We start from the raw sequence: 17,947 nt of genomic DNA, 5'->3' as shown, positions 1-17,947 counted from the left end.
GAGACCACCGAGGGCGCGACGCCCACACCCGGTTCTGAGGTGTCGGCCGAGCCTGCGCCCGCGCCGACACCCGAGCCCGAACCTGAGGCTCCGGCTGCGCCCGAAGCCGACGTTGCGGCGGTCACCGCGCCCGGCACCGCGGCGCCGGGTCAGCCCGCATCCGAGTCACCCGCGACACCATCGGCCGCCCCCCCGGCACCGCCTGCCGCCCCTCCGGGACCGCCTGCTGCCGCGTCGGCACCGCCGGTCCCTTCCCCGTCACCGACCGCCGTCCCCGGTCCGCGCCCGACGCCGCGCCCGGTGCCGATGCCGCCCGCGGGAACGACTACCCCGACGCCCCCGTCCGAGCCGTGGGGCCGGGTCGGTGAGAACGGCACCGTCGAGGTCCGGGAGGGCGAGACGTGGCGCGTCGTCGGTGAGTACCCCGACGGCACGCCGGAGGAAGCACTTGCCTACTTCGAGCGCAAGTTCGCCGATCTCGACGGCGAAGTGCGGCTGCTGGAAGAGCGCCACCGCCGCGGCGGCGCCTCCGCGGCAGACCTGCGCTCGACCGCGCAGACCGTGCGCGAGCGCGTGACCGGGGCCGCTGCCGTGGGGGATCTTGCGGGACTGGAGGCACGTCTGACGGCCCTGGAGGCCACGCTCGTGGAAGCCACCGCCGAGCAGGCCCAGGCCGCCCGCGAGGCGGTCGCGGCGGCGGTCGTCCATCGCACCGCGATCGTCGAGCAGATCGAGGCGATCGCGGCCCGAGACCCGAAGACGATCCAGTGGAAGCAGACCACCGCCGAGATCTCCGACCTGTTCGCGTTGTGGCAGACCCACCAGTCCGAAGGTCCTCGGCTGCCGAAGTCGACGAGCCACCAACTGTGGAAACGCTTCCGTGACGCGCGTTCGGTCGTCGACCGCCACCGTCGCGACTTCTACTCCACACTCGATGAACAACACAAGTCGGCCCGCGCCGAGAAGACCCGGCTGATCGAACGCGCAGAAGCCCTCGCCAGCAAGGGTGAAGTCGGCATCGCCGACTTCCGCGACCTGCTGGAGCGGTGGAAGCGTTCCGGTCGCGCGGTACGGAAGGCCGACGACGCCTTGTGGGCAAGGTTCAAGGCCGCCGGCGATGCCCTGTACGGTGCGCGGGCCGAACGTGAGCGCGCCGAGGTCGAGGAGTCCAAGGAGAAGATCGAAGCCAAGCGGGCGCTGCTGACGGAGGCACAGGGCGTCGCGGGCGAGAAGGACCTTCCTGCCGCGCGCACGCTGCTGACCGGCATCCAGCGCCGTTGGGACGACATCGGGCGGGTCTTCCCCCGCGACGTCGAACGCGGTCTCGACGACGATCTGCGCAAGATCGAGCAGGCGCTGCGCTCGCGCGAGGACCAGGACTGGAAGTCGAACAACCCCGAGACCAAGGCGCGCCAGAACGACATGACCCAGCAGCTGCACGATGCGATCGCCAAGCTTGAGCAGGAGGCCGCTGCGGCCGATTCCTCCGGCGACGCGTCCGCGGCCGCGGCGGCTCGCGAGGCGTTGGCGACCCGGAAGGCGTGGCTGGCTGCCCTCGGCGGCTGAGGGATCCCCCTCCCCCACACACACAGCGCGGCGACTGTCCACAACACGCGTTCATCGCACCCGGACGCCCGCTCGCGCGGCCACACTGGGGTCATGTCTTGGCCCTTCGTCTACCACAGCGACGACCGTCTCTCCGCCGCGGAACTGCGTTCCGCGCGCCTGGACGGTCTTGTCGTCGAGCTCGGCGACGCGTTCATCCCCGCGGATGCCGTCGAGACTCCGGAACTGCGCGCAGCGTCACTGAGTGTGCTCGTTGGAAGCGACATGGCGCTGACGCACGAGTCGGCGGCATGGGTGCACGGCGCCCTGCTTCGCCTGCCCGCGCGCCACCGCGTCCAGCGCATCGTCTCGCACCGCCTGCCGCATGTCATCGACGCCCGACTCGAGTACCGCGACGCCCGTATCCCGTCGCGAGACCTCGCGTGCCTCAGCGGAGTGCACCTGACACACCCCATCCGCACCCTCGACGACGCGGTGCGCGACCTGGTCAGTGGCCGCACGGATGCCGCCGAGGTCGTCGCGGCGCTGTGCCGATGGCGACCGCAGCTGGTCGAGGAGACGATCCAGTGGCTGCGCACTTGCCAGCAGCTCCGGCACAAACGCACGGCGCGGGCGTGGCTCGAACAGTATGCGCGAGAGCTTCCCGCTCAGCTGGAGGTGGTGCGGTAGACGTCGTATACGGCATCGATGCGACGAACCGCGTTCAACACACGGTCCAAATGCACGATGTCGCCCATCTCGAACACGAATCGGCTGATCGCGAGCCGGTCGTTGGACGTCGTGACCGAGGCCGACAGAATGTTGACGTGGTGCTCGCTGAGCACCCGGGTGACGTCGCTGAGCAGACCCGCGCGGTCCAGCGCCTCCACCTGGATCTGCACGAGGAACACGCTCTTGGTGTGCGGGGCCCAGGAGACCTCGGTCATCCGCGCCTGTTCGCGGGAGAGCGCGGCGACGTTGGTGCAGTCGGCGCGGTGCACCGAGACCCCGCTGCCGCGGGTGACGAACCCGACGATCGGGTCGCCCGGGACCGGGGTGCAGCATTTCGCGAGCTTCACGAGGATGTCGGGGGCTCCCAGCACCAATACGCCCGAGTCGCCGCCGCGCGGCACCTTCGAGCGCCCAACGCGCGGAATGTCGATCGTCGCGGCAGACGACTCGTCCTGAGCGCGCACCAGGGCGGTGATCTTCTCGATCACCGACTGCGTCGAGACGTGCCCCTCGCCGATGGCGGCGTACAGAGCGGTGACGTCGTCGTAGCGCAGCTGGTGGGCGACCTCGGCAAGGGAGTCCTGCCCCATCAGCCGCTGCAGCGGGAGGTTCTGCCGCCGCATCGCGCGGGCGATCGAGTCTTTGCCCTGCTCGACGGCCTCCTCGCGTCGCTCCTTCGTGAACCACCCACGGATCTTGCTCCGCGCCCGGGTGGAGGCGACGAACCCCAGCCAATCCTGGCTGGGGCCGGCATCCGGGTTCTTCGACGTGAACACCTCGACGACGTCGCCGGAGTGCAGCGCGGATTCCAGCGGCACCAGGCGTCCGTTCACCTTGGCGCCCATGGTGCGGTGCCCGATCTCGGTGTGCACGGCGTACGCGAAGTCGACCGGCGTGGCACCCGAGGGTAGCCCGATGACCCGGCCCTTAGGCGTGAAGACGTAGACCTCCTTCGCCCCGATCTCGAAGCGGAGCGAATCCAGGAACTCACCCGGGTCGGCGGTCTCGGCCTGCCAGTCGGAGATGTGCGCCAACCAGGCCATGTCGGTGTCGACCGATTTGGCCGATGCTTTGCCCCCGCCGACCTGTTCTTTGTATTTCCAGTGCGCGGCCACACCGTACTCCGCGTGCTGGTGCATCTCGTTGGTGCGGATCTGGATCTCGACGGTGCGGCCACCGGGGCCGATCACCGTCGTGTGCAGCGACTGGTAGAGGTTGAACTTGGGGGTGGCGATGTAGTCCTTGAACCGCCCCGGCATGGGAGTCCAGCGGGCGTGGATCGCGCCGAGTACCGCGTAGCAGTCGCGGACCGTGCCGACAAGCACACGGATGCCGAGCAGGTCGTAGATGTCGTCGAAGTCCCGGCCCCGGACCACCATCTTCTGGTACACCGAATACAGCTGCTTCGGCCGGCCCATGACGCGACCACGGATACGGAGATCACGCAGGTCGGTGTCGACGGCGTCGATCACCGACTGCACATACTCCTCGCGTTGCGGCGTGCGCTGCTTGACGAGGCTCTCGATCTCGGCGTAAAGCTTGGGGTGCAGGACCGCGAACGACAGGTCCTCGAGTTCGCTCTTGATCGCCTGGATGCCGAGGCGGTGGGCCAGCGGCGCGTAGATCTCCAGCGTCTCCGTGGCCTTCTTCGCCGCTTTCTCGGGCGGAACGAAACCCCAGGTCCGTGCGTTGTGGAGCCGGTCGGCGAGTTTGATCAGCAGCACACGGATGTCCTTGGACATCGCCACGAGCATCTTCCGGACCGTCTCGGCCTGGGCGGCATCACCGTACTTGACCTTGTCGAGCTTGGTGACCCCGTCCACCAGCATCGAGATCTCGTCGCCGAACTCTGCGCTGAGTTGCTCCAGTGTGTAGTCGGTGTCCTCCACGGTGTCGTGCAACAGCGCCGCGGCCACCGCCCGCGGGCCGAGCCCGAGTTCGGCGAGGATCTGCGCGACCGCGAGCGGGTGGGTGATGTACGGTTCGCCGCTTTGCCGTTTCTGCGGCGCGTGGGCCTTCTCCGCCACCCGGTAGGCGCGTTCGACGATGGAGACGTCACCCTTGGGGTGATGCGTGCGCACCGTGCGCAGCAGGTTCTCCACGCCGTCGCGCGCGGGTGCGCGCGAGAAGATGCGGGGAACGAGACGAAGCAGGGACGACGGTTGCGCACCCGATGCCGGGGCGGGCGTCGCCTGCGTCATCCGGTCACCTCCTACCGACGAGATGACACAATCCTACGCCCGGGCGAGAGCTCAACTCTCCGCGAGCGCCGCCTGACGCGCCTCCCGCACGCGGGCATCGCGGTCGGTGATCGGCGTCTCGTTCTCGCGCAGCAGCGAGTACAGCGGCGCCGCCACGAACAGCGTCGAATACGCGGCAACGATCGTGCCCACGAAGATCGACAGCGAGATATCGGTGAGGGTCTGCGCACCCAGCCACAGCGCACCGATGAAGAGGATGGCGGCGGTGGGGAGCGCTGCGACGACCGTCGTGTTGATCGAACGCACCAGCGTCTGGTTGACGGCGAGGTTGACCGACTCGCCGAACGTCCGCCCGGATTGCTCGCCGTCCTCCCTCGTGTTCTCCCTGATCTTGTCGAAGACGACGGTCGTGTCATAGAGCGAGTAGGACAGGATCGTGAGGAACCCGATGACGGCGGCCGGCGAGATCTCGAACCCGAACAGGGCGTAGACACCGACCGTGATCACGAGCACGTCCACGAGGCCGATGATGGCCGCGACCGACATCTTCCAGGTGCGGAAATACACCGCGAGGATGATGAAGGTGAGCGCAAGGAAGATCGCCAGACCCCACAGCGACTGCCGCGTGACGTCCTGGCCCCAGGCGGGCCCGATGAACGAAGAGCTGACGCTCGCCGTCTCGACGGAATAGGCGTCCGCCAGAGCGGCGGTGACATCGCGGGTCTCGACGTCGGTCATCTGGTCGGTCTGGATACGGACCGCGTCGTCGCCGATCGTGGTGACGCGTGTGGCCGCACCCGGAACGACCGACTGGACCGCCTCGGTGGCAATCGACTGGTCGAGGTCGGTGACGCCGTTGATCGTGAACTGCGACCCGCCGGTGAACTCGATCGAGAACTGCACCGGCCTGATCAGCGGGACCAAGGCCGAGCCGATCACCAACAGCGCCGCGATGAGGAACCACAGGCGACGACGGCCGACGAACGGGAACGAGGTCTTGCCGGTGTACAGGTCGTTACCGAGCTGATTCATGGAGCGCATCAGTCGTCTCCTTTCGTCGTACCGGAGCTATCGCCGTGTTGTTGCGCGAGCTTGCGTTCGGCGATGGTCTGCCGGCGCTGGGCCTCTCGACCCGCCCGTCCGGCGCGCGCCGCCGATCCCTTCGAGCCCGCCGTGACGGGGGCGCGGAACTGGGCCCGGCCCCGGTAGACGGCGCCCAGCGCCGCCGGGTCGAGACCCGACAGGGGATGCCCGCTGCCGAAGAACCGGGTCCGCGCGAGCAACTGCAGTACGGGGTGGGTGAACAGGATGAAAATGAGGATGTCGATCGCCGTGGTGAGACCCAGCGTGAAGGCGAAGCCCTTCACGGTCGCGTCGGCGAGGATGTAAAGCACGACCGCGGCGAGGATGTTGATCGACTTCGAGATGTAGATGGTGCGCTTGGCCCGCGCCCAGCCGTCCTCGACGGCGCTCGTGATCGACTTGCCGTCGCGCAGCTCGTCACGTATTCGCTCGAAGTACACGATGAACGAGTCGGCGGTGAAGCCGATCGTGACGATGAGGCCGGCGACACCGGCCAGCGAGAGCCGGAAACCCATCCGCCAGGCCAGGATGCACAGCGTCACGTAGGTGAGCACACCCATGACCACGAGCGAGGCGATGATGACGAACCCGAGTGCGCGGTACACGATCAGTGAGTACAGCGCGACCAGCGCGAGACCGATGAGACCGGCGATCACACCGATCTGCAGTTGCTGGGACCCGAGCGTCGCGGAGATCGAGTTGCTGGACTGCACTTCGAAGCTCAGCGGCAGGGCACCGTACTTCAGCTGGTCGGCGAGGACCTTGGCGCTGTCCTGCGTGAACGACCCGGTGATCTGCGGTTTGCCGTCGAGGATGACGGCATCCATCGACGGCGCCGACAGCACGGTGCCGTCGAGCACGAACGCGAACTGGTTCTGCGGCGACTGCAGCGAGTACAGCCGGCTGCTGATGTTGCCGAAGACCTCCGTGCCGGTGCCGTCGAAGACGATGTTGACGGCCCAGCGGCCATTCTGGCTGTTCAGGCCGCTGGTCGCGTCGTCGATCGACGACCCATCGAGTTCGACCGGCCCCAGCAGGTACTTCCCGGTGCCGGTGGCGTCGCACGTGATGAGCGGCTGATCGGCCGGCTCGTCGGCCGGGTTGTTGTCCTGCGCGGAGCAGTCGTAGGCGAGGAACTCCGCGTACAGCGCATCCGTGACCCAGGCCAGGTCGCTGCCGTCGGTGGGCTCGCTGGTGGGAACGGCGTTGAGCGTCGGGTCGGGCGAGGGATAGGGCGTCTCGTTGCCGTCTTCGCCGACGTAGGTGCTGACCGCTGCGGTCGTGGTCAGTACGGCCCGCAACTGCAGCTGTGCGGACGCCTCGATGCGGTTGCGGGTCTCTTCGTCCGCTTCGCCGGGCACCTGCACGACGATCTGGTTGCCGGCCTGGGTGGTGATCTGCGCTTCGCCGACACCGGAGGCGTCGACGCGCTGGCGGATGATGGTCACCGCCTGGTTCATCTGCTCGGCGCCGGGTTCGCTCCCGTCGGCGGTCTGCGCCTCGAGGATGATCTGGGTGCCGCCCTGCAGGTCGAGGGCGAGCTCGGGAACCCAGGAACTCTTGCCGAAGACGTAGACGCCGAGGGCGTTGATGCCGAACAGGACGGCGGTGATCGTCAGCAGCGCGGTGAGAGCGCGCCACGCATGACGGACAGGAGTCGGTGTGGCCACGGGTGGTCAGCTTTCTGGAAGCACCGCCGAGCGGTGTGGATCAGGACTTCGGTGCGTCGTCCGTGTCGGAGTCCGCATCGGAGTCGTCGCCGGCAGTCTGCTCGCTCGCCGACTCGGTGGTGTCCTGCGCGACCGAGTCCGGGATGAGGTCGTCGCCCGGGATCGGATCGGTCGTCGGCTCGTCCTCGACGATGCGCAGCACGGCCTGGCTGTGCACCTCGATGACGACGCCCGGAGCGATCTCGACGCGTGCCGGGAGCGAGAGGTCGTCGCCGTCGAAGTCGACGATGGTCCCGTACAGGCCACCTTGCAGCAGCACCTTGGCGCCGGGCACCATCTTTGTCGCCTTCTCCTCCTGCTCGGCCTTCATCCGCGCCTGGCGGCGGCGCGAACTCCAGAACATGAAGACGATGAGACCCAGAAGGAGGATCAGCAGCCCGTACTGCGAGAAGAACCCGCCGACGCCTTCCGGCTGGGGGGCGGGCGTTGAGGTCGCGGCAAAAAGCATGGGCGCGAATGCACCTTTCAATGGGGTGCGCACTGTGGGGGCGCGCGAACAGATACGAGCGGAAGCCTTCAGCGATTATAGGTCATCGAACCTCAGGGCCTCTGCGGCGCGCGGAACTCCCAGATGACGGTAGGCGTCCTCCGTGGCCACGCGGCCCCGCGGCGTGCGCCCCAGGAAGCCGATGCGCACCAGGTACGGTTCCACCACCGACTCGATAGTCTCCGCCTCCTCGCCCACCGTGACCGCGAGGGTGCTCAGGCCCACCGGTCCGCCCTGGAACCGGCGCACCACGGCGTCGAGCACCGCGCGGTCGAGCCGATCCAGCCCGATCGCGTCGACGTCATAGAGGTCGAGCGCCGCCGATACGTCGGCGAGGTCGGCCTCGCGTCCGTCGCGGTGGACGATGAGGTAGTCGCGCACCCGTCGCAGGAGTCGGTTCGCGATGCGGGGCGTGCCCCGCGAGCGCCGGGCGATCTCGGCCCGGGCCGGTGCCGGCAGCCCGACGTCGAGCATGCCCGCTGACCGCGAGATGACCCGCTCCAGCTCCTCGGGCTCGTAGTACTCCAGGTGCGCCGTGAACCCGAAGCGATCGCGCAGCGGGTTCGGCAGCAGACCCGACCGTGTCGTCGCACCCACCAGCGTGAACGGGGCGAGGTCGAGCGGGATGCTCGTCGCCCCGGCACCCTTTCCCACCATGACGTCGATCCGGAAGTCCTCCATCGCGAGGTAGAGCATCTCCTCGGCCGACCGGGCCATACGGTGGATCTCGTCGATGAACAGCACTTCACCGGGCACGAGGCTCGACAGCAGCGCGGCCAGGTCGCCCGCGTGCTGGATCGCCGGCCCGCTGGACAGTCGCAGCGGGCGACCGCTCTCGTGCGCCACGATCATCGCGAGCGTCGTCTTGCCCAATCCCGGCGGACCCGACAGCAGGATGTGATCGGCGGGACGTTCCTGAATGCGCGCGGCATCCAGCAGCAGCTGCAGTTGCCCGCGCACCTTCTGCTGCCCGATGAACTCCGCCAGTGACACCGGGCGCAGCGCGCCCTCGACAGCGAGCTCGGACTCGTCTTCGGCGACGCCGGGGTCGCGGACCTCAGACACCGCTGGGCTCCCGGCGCGCCGGCCCCAGATACGCCAGCGCCAGCTTGAGCATGGCGGGCACCGTGTCGACCCCCGCGTCGGGCGCGACCGCCGAGACCGCCTCGGCGGCGACGCGCTCCGGCCACCCCAGCGCGACCAGGGCCGCCACGACCTGTGAGGTCAATCCCGCCGACGCGTTTCGCGGGGTTCCGGACGCGGATGCCGAAGACGCCGCGAGCTTGCCCGCCAACTGCACGACGATGAGTTTGGCGGTCTTCGGGCCGATGCCGGATACCCGCCGGAACGGGGCGTCGTCCTCGGTCGAGACGGCGTCGTGGATCTGAGCGACGGTGAGCGCCGACAGCACTCCGAGGGCGGACTTCGGCCCGACGCCGGACACGCTCAGCAGGTGCAGGAACACCGACAGCTCGTCACGCGTCTCGAAGCCGTACAGCGACAGGGCGTCCTCGCGCACCACGAGATTCGTGTGCAGCACGATCTCGTCGCCGACGTGGAACTGCGCCGCCAGGCTTCCCGTGACGGCGACGGCGAAGCCGACGCCCCCCACATCGACGACGACCGCATCCGGGTCCAAGTGCAGAACGTGTCCGCGCAGCGACGAGATCATGACCCGAGCCTACGGATCGAATCGGAGTTTTGTTCGACCGACACGCTCAGCGGCGGCTGAGCCGCTCGGCATCCGCCCACGCACGCTGCGCGGGGGTGAGGGCCCCTGCGCCCGGCGCCTGCGGCGCCGTGCCCTGCCGCCACGCGTGGCACAGCGCCAGCGCGAGGGCGTCGGCGGCGTCGGCCGGGGTCGGCAGCGCATCCAGCCGCAGCACACGGGCGACCATGGTCTGCACTTGGCGCTTATCGGCCGACCCGTAGCCGGTGATCGCGGCCTTCACCTCGGTGGGTGTGTGGGTGGCGGCGGCGATGCCGTGCTCGGCCGCCATCAGCAGCGCGATGCCGCTGGCCTGCGCGGTGCCCATGACGCTGTGCCGGTTCTGCTGTGCGAACACCCGCTCGACGGCGACCACGTGCGGCCGGTGCGCGGCGAGCACCTCACGGATGCCCGCGGCGATCGTCGCCAGCCGGGTCTCGATCGGGTCATCCGCCCGCGAGCGCGCCACACCGACGTGAACCAGGGTCGCCGAGCGGTCCGCCCGCACGTCGACCACCCCGATGCCGCAACGGGTCAGTCCGGGGTCGATGCCGAGAACGCGCAGTGCGGATGCCACTCCCCCACGCTACGCCGAGCACACGCGACCCCGGCGCCGAAACGCGGCTACTCCTCGTCGTTCTCCAGTTCGGCCTGCACCTCGGCGGTCAGGTCGAAGTTGCTGAAGACGTTCTGCACATCGTCGCTGTCCTCCAGCGCGTCGATGAGCCGGAACACCTTGCGCGCGGTGTCGGCGTCGACCTCGACTTTCAGGCTCGGGACGAACTCCACGTCGGCGGACTCGTAGTCCATGCCCGCCTCCTGCACCGCCGAACGCACGCCGACCAGATCGGACGGATCGGTGATGACCTCGAAGCCCTGCGCGTGCGGCTCGACCTCTTCGGCACCGGCCTCCAGCGCCGCCAGCATGACGTCGTCCTCGGTCGTGCCCTCGCTGGAGACGACGAGCACGCCCTTGCGCGAGAAGTTGTACGACACCGACCCGGGGTCGGCGAGCGTGCCGCCGTTGCGGGTCAGCGCGGTGCGCACCTCGGCGGCCGCACGGTTCTTGTTGTCGGTGAGGCACTCGATCAGCAGCGCGACGCCGTTGGGGCCGTAGCCCTCGTACATGATCGTCTGGTACTCGACGGCATCCCCGGAGATTCCGCCCCCGCGCTTGATGGCGCGATCGATGTTGTCGTTGGGGACCGAGGTCTTCTTCGCCTTCTGCACGGCGTCGTACAGCGTCGGGTTGCCTGCCAGGTCGACTCCGCCGATCTTCGCGGCCACCTCGATGTTCTTGATGAGCTTCGCGAACGACTTGGCGCGGCGCGCGTCGATGACGGCCTTCTTGTGCTTGGTCGTCGCCCACTTGGAATGCCCGGACATGTCTCTCCTGCTCGTCGATCGCGGCGCTGAAGCCACCGTCGATTGTACTCAGCCGCGCGACCGGCGGTTTCGGTGCGCCCGTCAGCGTCCCCGCACCGCATCGAGGAAGAGCTCGTGGAAGCGCGTCTCCCCACTCACCTCGGGGTGAAACGACGTCGCGAGAAGAGCGCGCTGGCGCACCGCGACGATCCCGCCGTCGCCGAGCACGGCGAGCCGCTCCACCTCGTCACCCGCCTGCACCACCAGCGGGGCACGGATGAAGGCCGCCTGCACCGGCACGTCGAATCCCGCGACGGCCAGCCGGGTCTCGAACGACTCGAGCTGGCTGCCGAAGGCGTTGCGCTGCACCGTCACGTCCATGCCCCCGAAGCTCTGCTGCCCGGCGATCCCGTCGACGATCCGGTCGGCGAGCAGGATGAGCCCCGCGCACGTGCCGTACACCGGCATCCCTCCGGCGATCGCGTCGCGGATGGGCTGCTGCAGCCCGAACGACCGCGCGAGCTTGTCGATGACGCTCGACTCCCCGCCGGGGAGCACGAGCCCGTCCACCGCCGCCAGTTCCGCCGGCCGGCGCACCAGGTCGACGGCGGCGCCCAGAGCGGTCAGGACGCGCACGTGCTCGCGCACGTCGCCCTGCAACGCCAGAACGCCGACGCGCGGGGTCACCACCCGCGTTCGGCGAGGCGGTGCGGGGCGGGAAGCTCGGCCACGCTGATCCCGACCATCGCCTCGCCCAGGCCGCGGGAGACCTCGGCGACGACGGCCGGATCGTCGTGGAACGTCGTCGCCTTCACGATCGCCGCGGCGCGGGCGACGGGGTCGCCGGAGCGGAAGATGCCCGAGCCCACGAACACACCGTCGGCGCCCAGTTGCATCATCATCGCGGCATCCGCCGGGGTCGCCACGCCGCCGGCGACGAACAGCACCACCGGAAGCGCGCCGGTCTCGGCGACTTCGGCGACCAGTTCGTAGGGCGCCTGCAGTTCTTTGGCCGCGACGTACAGCTCGTCCTTGGTCTTCGAGCGCAGGGCGTTGATCTCGCTCGTGATCTTGCGGATGTGCTTGGTCGCCTCCGATACGTCGCCGGTGCCCGCCTCCCCCTTCGAGCGGATCATCGCAGCCCCCTCCGAGATGCGCCGCAGCGCCTCACCGAGGTTCGTCGCGCCGCACACGAACGGCACGGTGAAGTTCCACTTGTCGATGTGGTTGACGTAGTCCGCCGGCGACAACACCTCCGACTCGTCGATGTAGTCGACGCCGAGTTCCTGCAGCACCTGGGCCTCCACGAAGTGGCCGATCCGGGCCTTGGCCATCACCGGAATCGACACGGCCTCGATGATGCCGTCGATCATGTCGGGATCGCTCATCCGGGAGACGCCGCCCTGCGCGCGGATGTCGGCCGGGACGCGCTCGAGGGCCATGACCGCGACGGCACCGGCATCCTCGGCGATCTTCGCCTGATCGGGGGTGACGACGTCCATGATGACGCCGCCCTTGAGCATCTCGGCGAGGCCGCGCTTGACGCGGGACGATCCGGTGGTGGGGGTGGACACGCGGGACTCCTCTCGGGCGCCGTGGAAGACCCGGGCGCCAATTCTGACCTAGGCCAAAAGTTACCATGTCCCACGCCGTAGTCTGGTCGCTATGACGGTGGAGGAGACGACGATCACCGGCAGCTCGGCGGCGGAGATCGCCGACAGCGTGCGCGCCCTCGTCGAGCGCGGCGCGCTGCGGGACGACGACGCACTCCCGCCGGTGCGCGCCCTGGCCGAGCGGCTGAAGGTCAATCGCAACACCGTCGTCGCCGCCTACCGCCAGCTGGCAGGGGCGGGACTGGTCGTCGCGCGCGGTCGCGGGGGCACCCGCGTGGCCGCGCCGGCACCGGTCGCCCAGGAGGGTTTCGCCGCGAACAGCGTGCTGCGCGACGTCGGTACCGGCAACCCCGACCCGGTGCGCATCCCCCCGCCGCCGTGGGCCTCGGTGACCGATCGGCCCGTGCTGTACGGCGAGCCGGTGATCGACCCGGGACTGGAGCGGTGGGCGCGGGAGTGGATGCGCGCGGCGCTCGACCCGGCGCACGACGTGCACCTCACGATCACGAGCGGCGCCGCCGATGCCGTGGAGCGCCTTCTCACCCAAGCGCTCACCCGGGATGACGCCGTCGCGTTGGAAGACCCCTGTTTCCTGCCCAGCATCCACACCGTGCGCCTGGCCGGATTCCGGCCGGTCGCCGTCCCCGTCGACGCGGAAGGGATGACCGTCGCGGGCCTGCGCGCCGCGCTGGATGCCGGGGTGCGCGCCGTCGTGTGCACGCCGCGAGCCCAGAACCCCACCGGCGCCAGCGTCACCGCCGCACGCGCCGCGGCGCTGCGCGATGTGCTCGCGGCGCACCCGTACGTCCTGGTGATCGAGGACGACCACTACTCGATGCTCTCCACGCGGGCGTTCCACTCGATCATCGGCCCCGGTCATCGGCGGTGGGCGCTCGTACGGTCGGTGTCGAAGTTCCTCGGACCCGACATGTGTTTGGCGGTCACGGCATCCGATGCGGAGACGGCGGAACGTCTCGGGCTGCGGCTGACCCCGGGGACCACGTGGGTCAGCCACCTCCTGCAGCGGCTCACCGACGCGCTCGTGACCGATGCGGCGGTGGTCGCCGGGGTAGGCGTCGCCGGGGAGCACTACGCCGCCCGCAACGCCGCGTTCGCCGAACTGCTCACCCGGCAGGGGCTGCCGACCGCACCCGGCGACGGCGTCAACCTGTGGGTGCCGCTGCCGCTGCCGGCGCGGGATGTGACAGCGCACCTCATGCGGCGCGGCTGGCTCGCCCGGGCGGGCGACGAGTTCCGCCTCGCCGACCCGGCCGCCGACGCCCACCTGCGGCTGACGGTGCACGATCTCGACGATGCCGATGCGGCCCGGCTGGCCGCGGACATCGCGGCATCCGTCGCGGCTGTCCGCATCGCCGCACGCGTGGGATGATCGACGCGTGAAGATCCTCTCCATCCAGTCCGCCGTCGCGTTCGGTCACGTGGGCAACTCCGCGGCCGTCTTCCCGCTGCAGCGCATCGGCGTGGAGGTACTGCCGGTCTACACCGTGAACTTCTCCAACCACACCGGGTACGGGGCGTGGCGCGGGCCGCTCATCGCCCCCGACGACGTGCGCGAGGTGATCACCGGCATCGGGGAACGCGGCGCGTTCGGCGACATCGATGTGGTGCTGTCGGGGTACCAAGGCAGCGAGGGCATCGCCGACGTGATCCTCGAGGCGGTTGCCGCCGTGAAAGAGGCCCACCCGGGAGCGGTGTACTCCTGCGATCCGGTGATGGGCAACGCGAAATCGGGGTGTTTCGTCGCACCGGCCATCCCGGTGCTGTTGCGTGACCGCGTGGTTCCGGCCGCCGACATCATCACCCCGAACCAGTTCGAGCTGGGCTTTCTCACCGAGACCGAGCCGTCCGACCTCGCCTCGACGCTCGCGTCGGCGGATGCCGCGCGCACGATGGGGCCGTCGACCGTGCTGGTGACCAGCGTGGAACGACCCGATCGTCCCGAGGGCACGATCGAGATGCTCGCTGTGACGGATGCGGGCGCGTGGATCGTGCAGACCCCGCACATCCCGATGAAAGCGAACGGCTCGGGCGATGTCACCGCGGCCCTGTTCACGGCACACTTCCGCGCCTCCGGCGACGCCGCCGACGCCCTGGCCCGCGCGACGTCGAGCGTCTGGGACCTGCTGGATCTGACGCACCGCTCCGGTCACCGCGAACTGCAGCTGATCGAGGCCCAGGAGTCCTACGCCCACCCGCGCCTGCAGTTCCCCGTCACCCAGGTCCGCTGACTCTCCCCCGCCGGCCCGGCGCGCCCCGCACCCCGCACCCCGCGAGACTACAGCGCCGTCATCGAGACCGTCGGGATTCTGCGCGGTCTCGATAGCACAACTGCCGTCTCGCGAGGCGCGAGGCTCGTCTGGGTGGGGTGGGCAGGTGGGCCTGCGTGGCGGCGGGAGGGCTCGCGGGAGCGGACGGGGGTCAGGCGCCAGGCCACGCGGCGGCGACGGCCTCGCGCACTTCGCCGAGCAACTGCGGCAAGGCCTTGGTCTTTGCGATGATCGGGAAGAAGTTGGCGTCGGTCGCCCACCGCGGAACCACGTGCTGGTGCAGGTGACCGTCCACGCCCGCACCGGCGACGCGGCCCTGGTTCATGCCGATGTTGAAGCCGTCACACCGCGACACCTCCCGCAGCACCCGCATCGCCGTCTGGGTGATCGCACCGATCTCGGCCACCTCGTCCGCCGTCGCCTGATCGTACGTCGCGATGTGACGATACGGACACACCATCAGATGCCCTGAGTTGTAGGGGAACAGGTTCAGCAGCGCGTACGCGGTCTTCCCGCGGGCGACGACCAGCCCGTCCACGTCCGACCGTTTCGGCGCGGCGCAGAACGGGCACACGTCGCGTAGCGGTTCCGGCCCCGCCTCGATGTACGCCATCCGATGCGGAGTCCAGAGTCGCTGGAACTCGTCCGGCACGCCCGCCAGCTCGCCCGCCCGCTGCAGTGGCATGCCGGCCTCGGTCATGTGAGGTCCGCAGCAGTGTTCACCAGAACACGCTCGGCGATGGCGGCGGTAATCGTCGCGATCGCGTCGTCGACGGGGATACCGCCGAGCTGCGACCCGTCGCGGAATCGGAAGGACACGGTACCGGCGGACCGGTCCTGCTCCCCCGCGATCAGCTGGATCGGCACCTTCTGCGTCGTATGGGTGCGGATCTTCTTCTGCATGCGGTCGTCGGAATGATCGACCTCGGCACGTACTCCGGCATCCCGCAGCCGTCCGATGATCTCGTCGAGGTAGGGGCCGAAGGCCTCGGCGACGGGGATGCCGACCACCTGCACCGGCGAGAGCCACACCGGGAACGCTCCCGCGTAGTGCTCCAGGAGAATCGCGAAGAACCGCTCGATGGAACCGAACAGTGCCCGGTGGATCATGATGGGCCGGTGCTGATGTCCGTCGGGTCCGGTGTATTCGAGGCCGAACCGCTCGGGCAGGTTCGGGTCGACCTGCACCGTCGACAACTGCCAGGTCCGGCCGATCGCGTCCCGGGTCTTGAGGTCGATCTTCGGCCCGTAGAACGCAGCTTCGCCGGGAACCTCGGTGAGCTTCAACCCCGAGGCGACCGCGACATTGCGCAGCGCCTGGGTGGAGTACTCCCAGAACTGGTCACTGCCGATCCACTTGTCCTTCTCGTCGTCACGCATCGACAGTTCGAGCTCGAAGTCGTCGAGCCCGAAGTCACGCAGCATCGAAACCACGAACTCGAGCACGCGGGTGACTTCGACTTCGAGTTGGTCTTCCGTGACGAACAGATGTGAGTCGTCCTGCGTGAATCCCCGCACCCGAGTGAGCCCGTGCAGGGCACCCGACAGTTCGTTGCGGTACACCGTGCCGTTCTCAGCCAGTCGCATCGGCAAGTCGCGGTAACTGCGCGCACGTTCCCGGTAGATGAGGATGTGCATGGGGCAGTTCATGGGCTTGAGGTAGTAGTCCTGCCCCTGCTTGACGATGTGACCTTCGGCATCCCGCTCCTCGTCCATCACGATCGGCGGGAACATGCCCTCCTTGTAGGTGACAAGGTGATTGGAGGTGAGGAAGAGGTCTTCTTTGGAGATGTGCGGCGTGTAGACGTAGGTGTAACCGGCCTCGATGTGGCGGCGGCGCGCGTGCTGCTCCATCTCGCCGCGCACAATGCCGCCCTTGGGATGCCAGATGCTCAACCCCGAGCCGATCTCGTCGGGAAACGAGAACAGATCCAGTTCTTTGCCGAGCTTGCGGTGGTCGCGTTTGGCGGCCTCTTCGAGCCTTTGCTGGTAGGCGCGCAGTTCGTCCTTGCTGGGCCAAGCGGTGCCGTAGATGCGCTGCAGCTGCGGGTTGTTTTCGTTTCCCCGCCAGTATGCCCCCGCCACCCGGGTGATGTCCCATCCGTTGCCGATCATGCGGGTCCCCGGCACATGCGGTCCGCGGCACAGGTCCTTCCAGGCCACCTCGCCGTCGCGGGTGACGTTTTCGTAGATCGTCAGCCCCGCATCGCCTACCTCGACGGAAGCACCCTCGGTGGATGCTGCGCCACCCTACAGTCCGATCAGCTCCAGCTTGAAGGGTTCGCCGGCCAATTCGGTGCGCGCCTGGTCGTCCGTGACCGCCCGGCGCACGAACCGCTGGTTCTCGCGGACGATCCGCTCCATCTGCTTTTTGATGGCCTTCAGATCCTCGGGCGTGAACGGCTGCGCAACGCCGAAATCGTAGTAGAAACCGTCCGTGATCGGCGGGCCGATCCCGAGGGTCGCCTGCGGGCGGATGCGCTGCACGGCCTGGGCGAGCACGTGGGCCGTGGAGTGACGCAGAATGTTGAGCCCGTCGGGGCTGTCGATCGTGACCGGCTCCACCGTCGCAGACTCGGTGACAACAGTCGCAAGGTCGCGCAATTCACCGTCGACGCGCATCGCGACGACGGATCGATCGGGGAACAGGGCAAAGCCGTCGGCCGGGAAGATCACGGCGGACGGCTGCGAGGCATCGGTCAAGGAGTGCTCCAGAAGTGTCGGGTTCCAACCTACCCGGCGAGACGCGCGTGTACGGCACGAAATACTCGTCCCGGCGCGGGAGGCGGTGTGCAGTCCGCGCACCGTCTCCCGCAGGGTCGTGCTTATCCGCCGCAGACAGTTGCCAGGGCGAGGCCGCTTTCCTGCAACGCCATGGCGGCCGCCTGCAGCGCCTCGGCGTTCGCGCCGAGGCGCTCTGTGTCACCGTCTTCCATGCCGCCGAGCGCCGTGCCGAACTCACCCAGCGCGGCGATCATGTCGTTGAGCGGTTCTTTGACTTCCGCGTTCGTGATCGAAGAGGCCGCGTCACCCAGGGCTTCTTCCATCGTGTCGACCGCCTCAGCCGCAGCACTGTAGTTAGCTGCAATACCGTTGAATTAGGGGTTGGAGGTTTACGCTGGGGGTATGCCTCGTTCTGGGTGGCGGAAGCCAGTGTCGGATTCTCGGTTGTCGGATGCGGTGTCGGTGGGGGTG

The 17,947-nt window shown here is 68.8% G+C and carries 16 protein-coding genes and 1 pseudogene; 4 read left to right on the top strand and 13 right to left on the bottom strand.

What is annotated here, in order from left to right:
- Nucleotides 1-306: 306 nt before the first annotated feature.
- Together ACK5KK_RS02395 and ACK5KK_RS02390 are read left to right on the top strand one after the other, a co-directional pair.
- A complete protein-coding gene (locus ACK5KK_RS02395) occupies nucleotides 307-1,566 on the top strand; it encodes a DUF349 domain-containing protein (protein WP_416888494.1) in 1,260 nt (419 codons plus the stop codon).
- Between the two features lie 93 nt (nucleotides 1,567-1,659).
- Nucleotides 1,660-2,235: an SAM-dependent methyltransferase gene (locus ACK5KK_RS02390; protein WP_416888493.1), complete on the top strand. Its 576-nt coding sequence runs from the start codon at nucleotides 1,660-1,662 to the stop codon at nucleotides 2,233-2,235.
- Here ACK5KK_RS02390 and ACK5KK_RS02385 read toward each other — a convergent pair.
- The 10 genes from ACK5KK_RS02385 to pdxS all read right to left on the bottom strand — a co-directional run bounded on the left by ACK5KK_RS02385 (nucleotide 2,214) and on the right by pdxS (nucleotide 12,425).
- Nucleotides 2,214-4,478, bottom strand: coding sequence for a RelA/SpoT family protein (locus ACK5KK_RS02385; protein ID WP_416888492.1), 2,265 nt, complete (start codon nucleotides 4,476-4,478; stop codon nucleotides 2,214-2,216). The two genes, ACK5KK_RS02390 and ACK5KK_RS02385, sit on opposite strands and share 22 nt — an antisense overlap.
- Nucleotides 4,479-4,529: 51 nt before the next feature.
- Entirely contained in the window at nucleotides 4,530-5,519 is a 990-nt protein-coding gene (gene secF, locus ACK5KK_RS02380) for a protein translocase subunit SecF (protein WP_416888491.1), read from the bottom strand.
- Nucleotides 5,519-7,231 (bottom strand): protein translocase subunit SecD, encoded by a 1,713-nt coding sequence (gene secD, locus ACK5KK_RS02375; protein WP_416888490.1) that lies wholly within the window; start codon nucleotides 7,229-7,231, stop codon nucleotides 5,519-5,521. Before secD ends, secF begins: the two co-directional genes overlap by 1 nt.
- Nucleotides 7,232-7,271: 40 nt before the next feature.
- The gene (locus ACK5KK_RS02370) at nucleotides 7,272-7,739 is read right to left on the bottom strand and encodes a preprotein translocase subunit YajC (RefSeq protein WP_416888489.1); all 468 of its coding nucleotides are present in this window, start codon (nucleotides 7,737-7,739) and stop codon (nucleotides 7,272-7,274) included.
- 75 nt (nucleotides 7,740-7,814) lie between these two features.
- The gene (gene ruvB / locus ACK5KK_RS02365; RefSeq protein ID WP_416888488.1) at nucleotides 7,815-8,843 is read right to left on the bottom strand and encodes a Holliday junction branch migration DNA helicase RuvB; all 1,029 of its coding nucleotides are present in this window, start codon (nucleotides 8,841-8,843) and stop codon (nucleotides 7,815-7,817) included.
- Nucleotides 8,836-9,450, bottom strand: a complete 615-nt coding sequence (ruvA, locus tag ACK5KK_RS02360) for a Holliday junction branch migration protein RuvA (protein WP_416888487.1) — start codon at nucleotides 9,448-9,450, stop codon at nucleotides 8,836-8,838. Before ruvA ends, ruvB begins: the two co-directional genes overlap by 8 nt.
- 46 nt (nucleotides 9,451-9,496) lie before the next feature.
- Entirely contained in the window at nucleotides 9,497-10,063 is a 567-nt protein-coding gene (gene ruvC, locus ACK5KK_RS02355) for a crossover junction endodeoxyribonuclease RuvC (RefSeq protein WP_416888486.1), read from the bottom strand.
- A gap of 47 nt (nucleotides 10,064-10,110) precedes the next feature.
- On the bottom strand, nucleotides 10,111-10,872 hold the full coding sequence (locus ACK5KK_RS02350; protein ID WP_416888485.1) for a YebC/PmpR family DNA-binding transcriptional regulator: 762 nt from the start codon (nucleotides 10,870-10,872) through the stop codon (nucleotides 10,111-10,113).
- Nucleotides 10,873-10,953: 81 nt separating this feature from the next.
- A complete protein-coding gene (pdxT, locus tag ACK5KK_RS02345) occupies nucleotides 10,954-11,541 on the bottom strand; it encodes a pyridoxal 5'-phosphate synthase glutaminase subunit PdxT (protein WP_416888484.1) in 588 nt (195 codons plus the stop codon).
- Nucleotides 11,535-12,425, bottom strand: coding sequence for a pyridoxal 5'-phosphate synthase lyase subunit PdxS (gene pdxS / locus ACK5KK_RS02340; protein WP_416888483.1), 891 nt, complete (start codon nucleotides 12,423-12,425; stop codon nucleotides 11,535-11,537). Before pdxS ends, pdxT begins: the two co-directional genes overlap by 7 nt.
- A gap of 91 nt (nucleotides 12,426-12,516) precedes the next feature.
- Between pdxS and ACK5KK_RS02335 the strand changes: the two genes are divergently transcribed.
- Entirely contained in the window at nucleotides 12,517-13,854 is a 1,338-nt protein-coding gene (locus ACK5KK_RS02335; protein WP_416888482.1) for an aminotransferase class I/II-fold pyridoxal phosphate-dependent enzyme, read from the top strand.
- A 7-nt stretch (nucleotides 13,855-13,861) separates the two neighbouring features.
- Nucleotides 13,862-14,713: a pyridoxal kinase PdxY gene (gene pdxY, locus ACK5KK_RS02330; protein WP_416888481.1), complete on the top strand. Its 852-nt coding sequence runs from the start codon at nucleotides 13,862-13,864 to the stop codon at nucleotides 14,711-14,713.
- A gap of 190 nt (nucleotides 14,714-14,903) precedes the next feature.
- On the opposite strand, the gene ACK5KK_RS02325 is transcribed toward pdxY, so the two are convergent.
- From ACK5KK_RS02325 to ACK5KK_RS02315, 3 genes and pseudogenes are all read right to left on the bottom strand, one after another.
- Nucleotides 14,904-15,452, bottom strand: coding sequence for an HIT family protein (locus ACK5KK_RS02325; RefSeq protein WP_416888480.1), 549 nt, complete (start codon nucleotides 15,450-15,452; stop codon nucleotides 14,904-14,906).
- Nucleotides 15,449-17,374, bottom strand: a pseudogene (gene thrS, locus ACK5KK_RS02320) (threonine--tRNA ligase). The gene ACK5KK_RS02325 and the pseudogene thrS overlap by 4 nt, the downstream one beginning before the upstream one ends.
- A gap of 203 nt (nucleotides 17,375-17,577) precedes the next feature.
- Complete coding sequence (locus ACK5KK_RS02315; protein WP_416888479.1) at nucleotides 17,578-17,799, bottom strand: hypothetical protein; 222 nt, start codon at nucleotides 17,797-17,799, stop codon at nucleotides 17,578-17,580.
- Between the last annotated feature and the right edge of the window lie 148 nt (nucleotides 17,800-17,947).

The sequence above is a fragment of the Microbacterium sp. genome (genome assembly GCF_047972865.1).
In the GTDB taxonomy this organism is placed as follows: domain Bacteria; phylum Actinomycetota; class Actinomycetes; order Actinomycetales; family Microbacteriaceae; genus Microbacterium.
The sequence above is the reverse complement of the archived record's forward strand: the minus strand, read 5'-3'. Positions and strand labels throughout refer to the sequence as shown.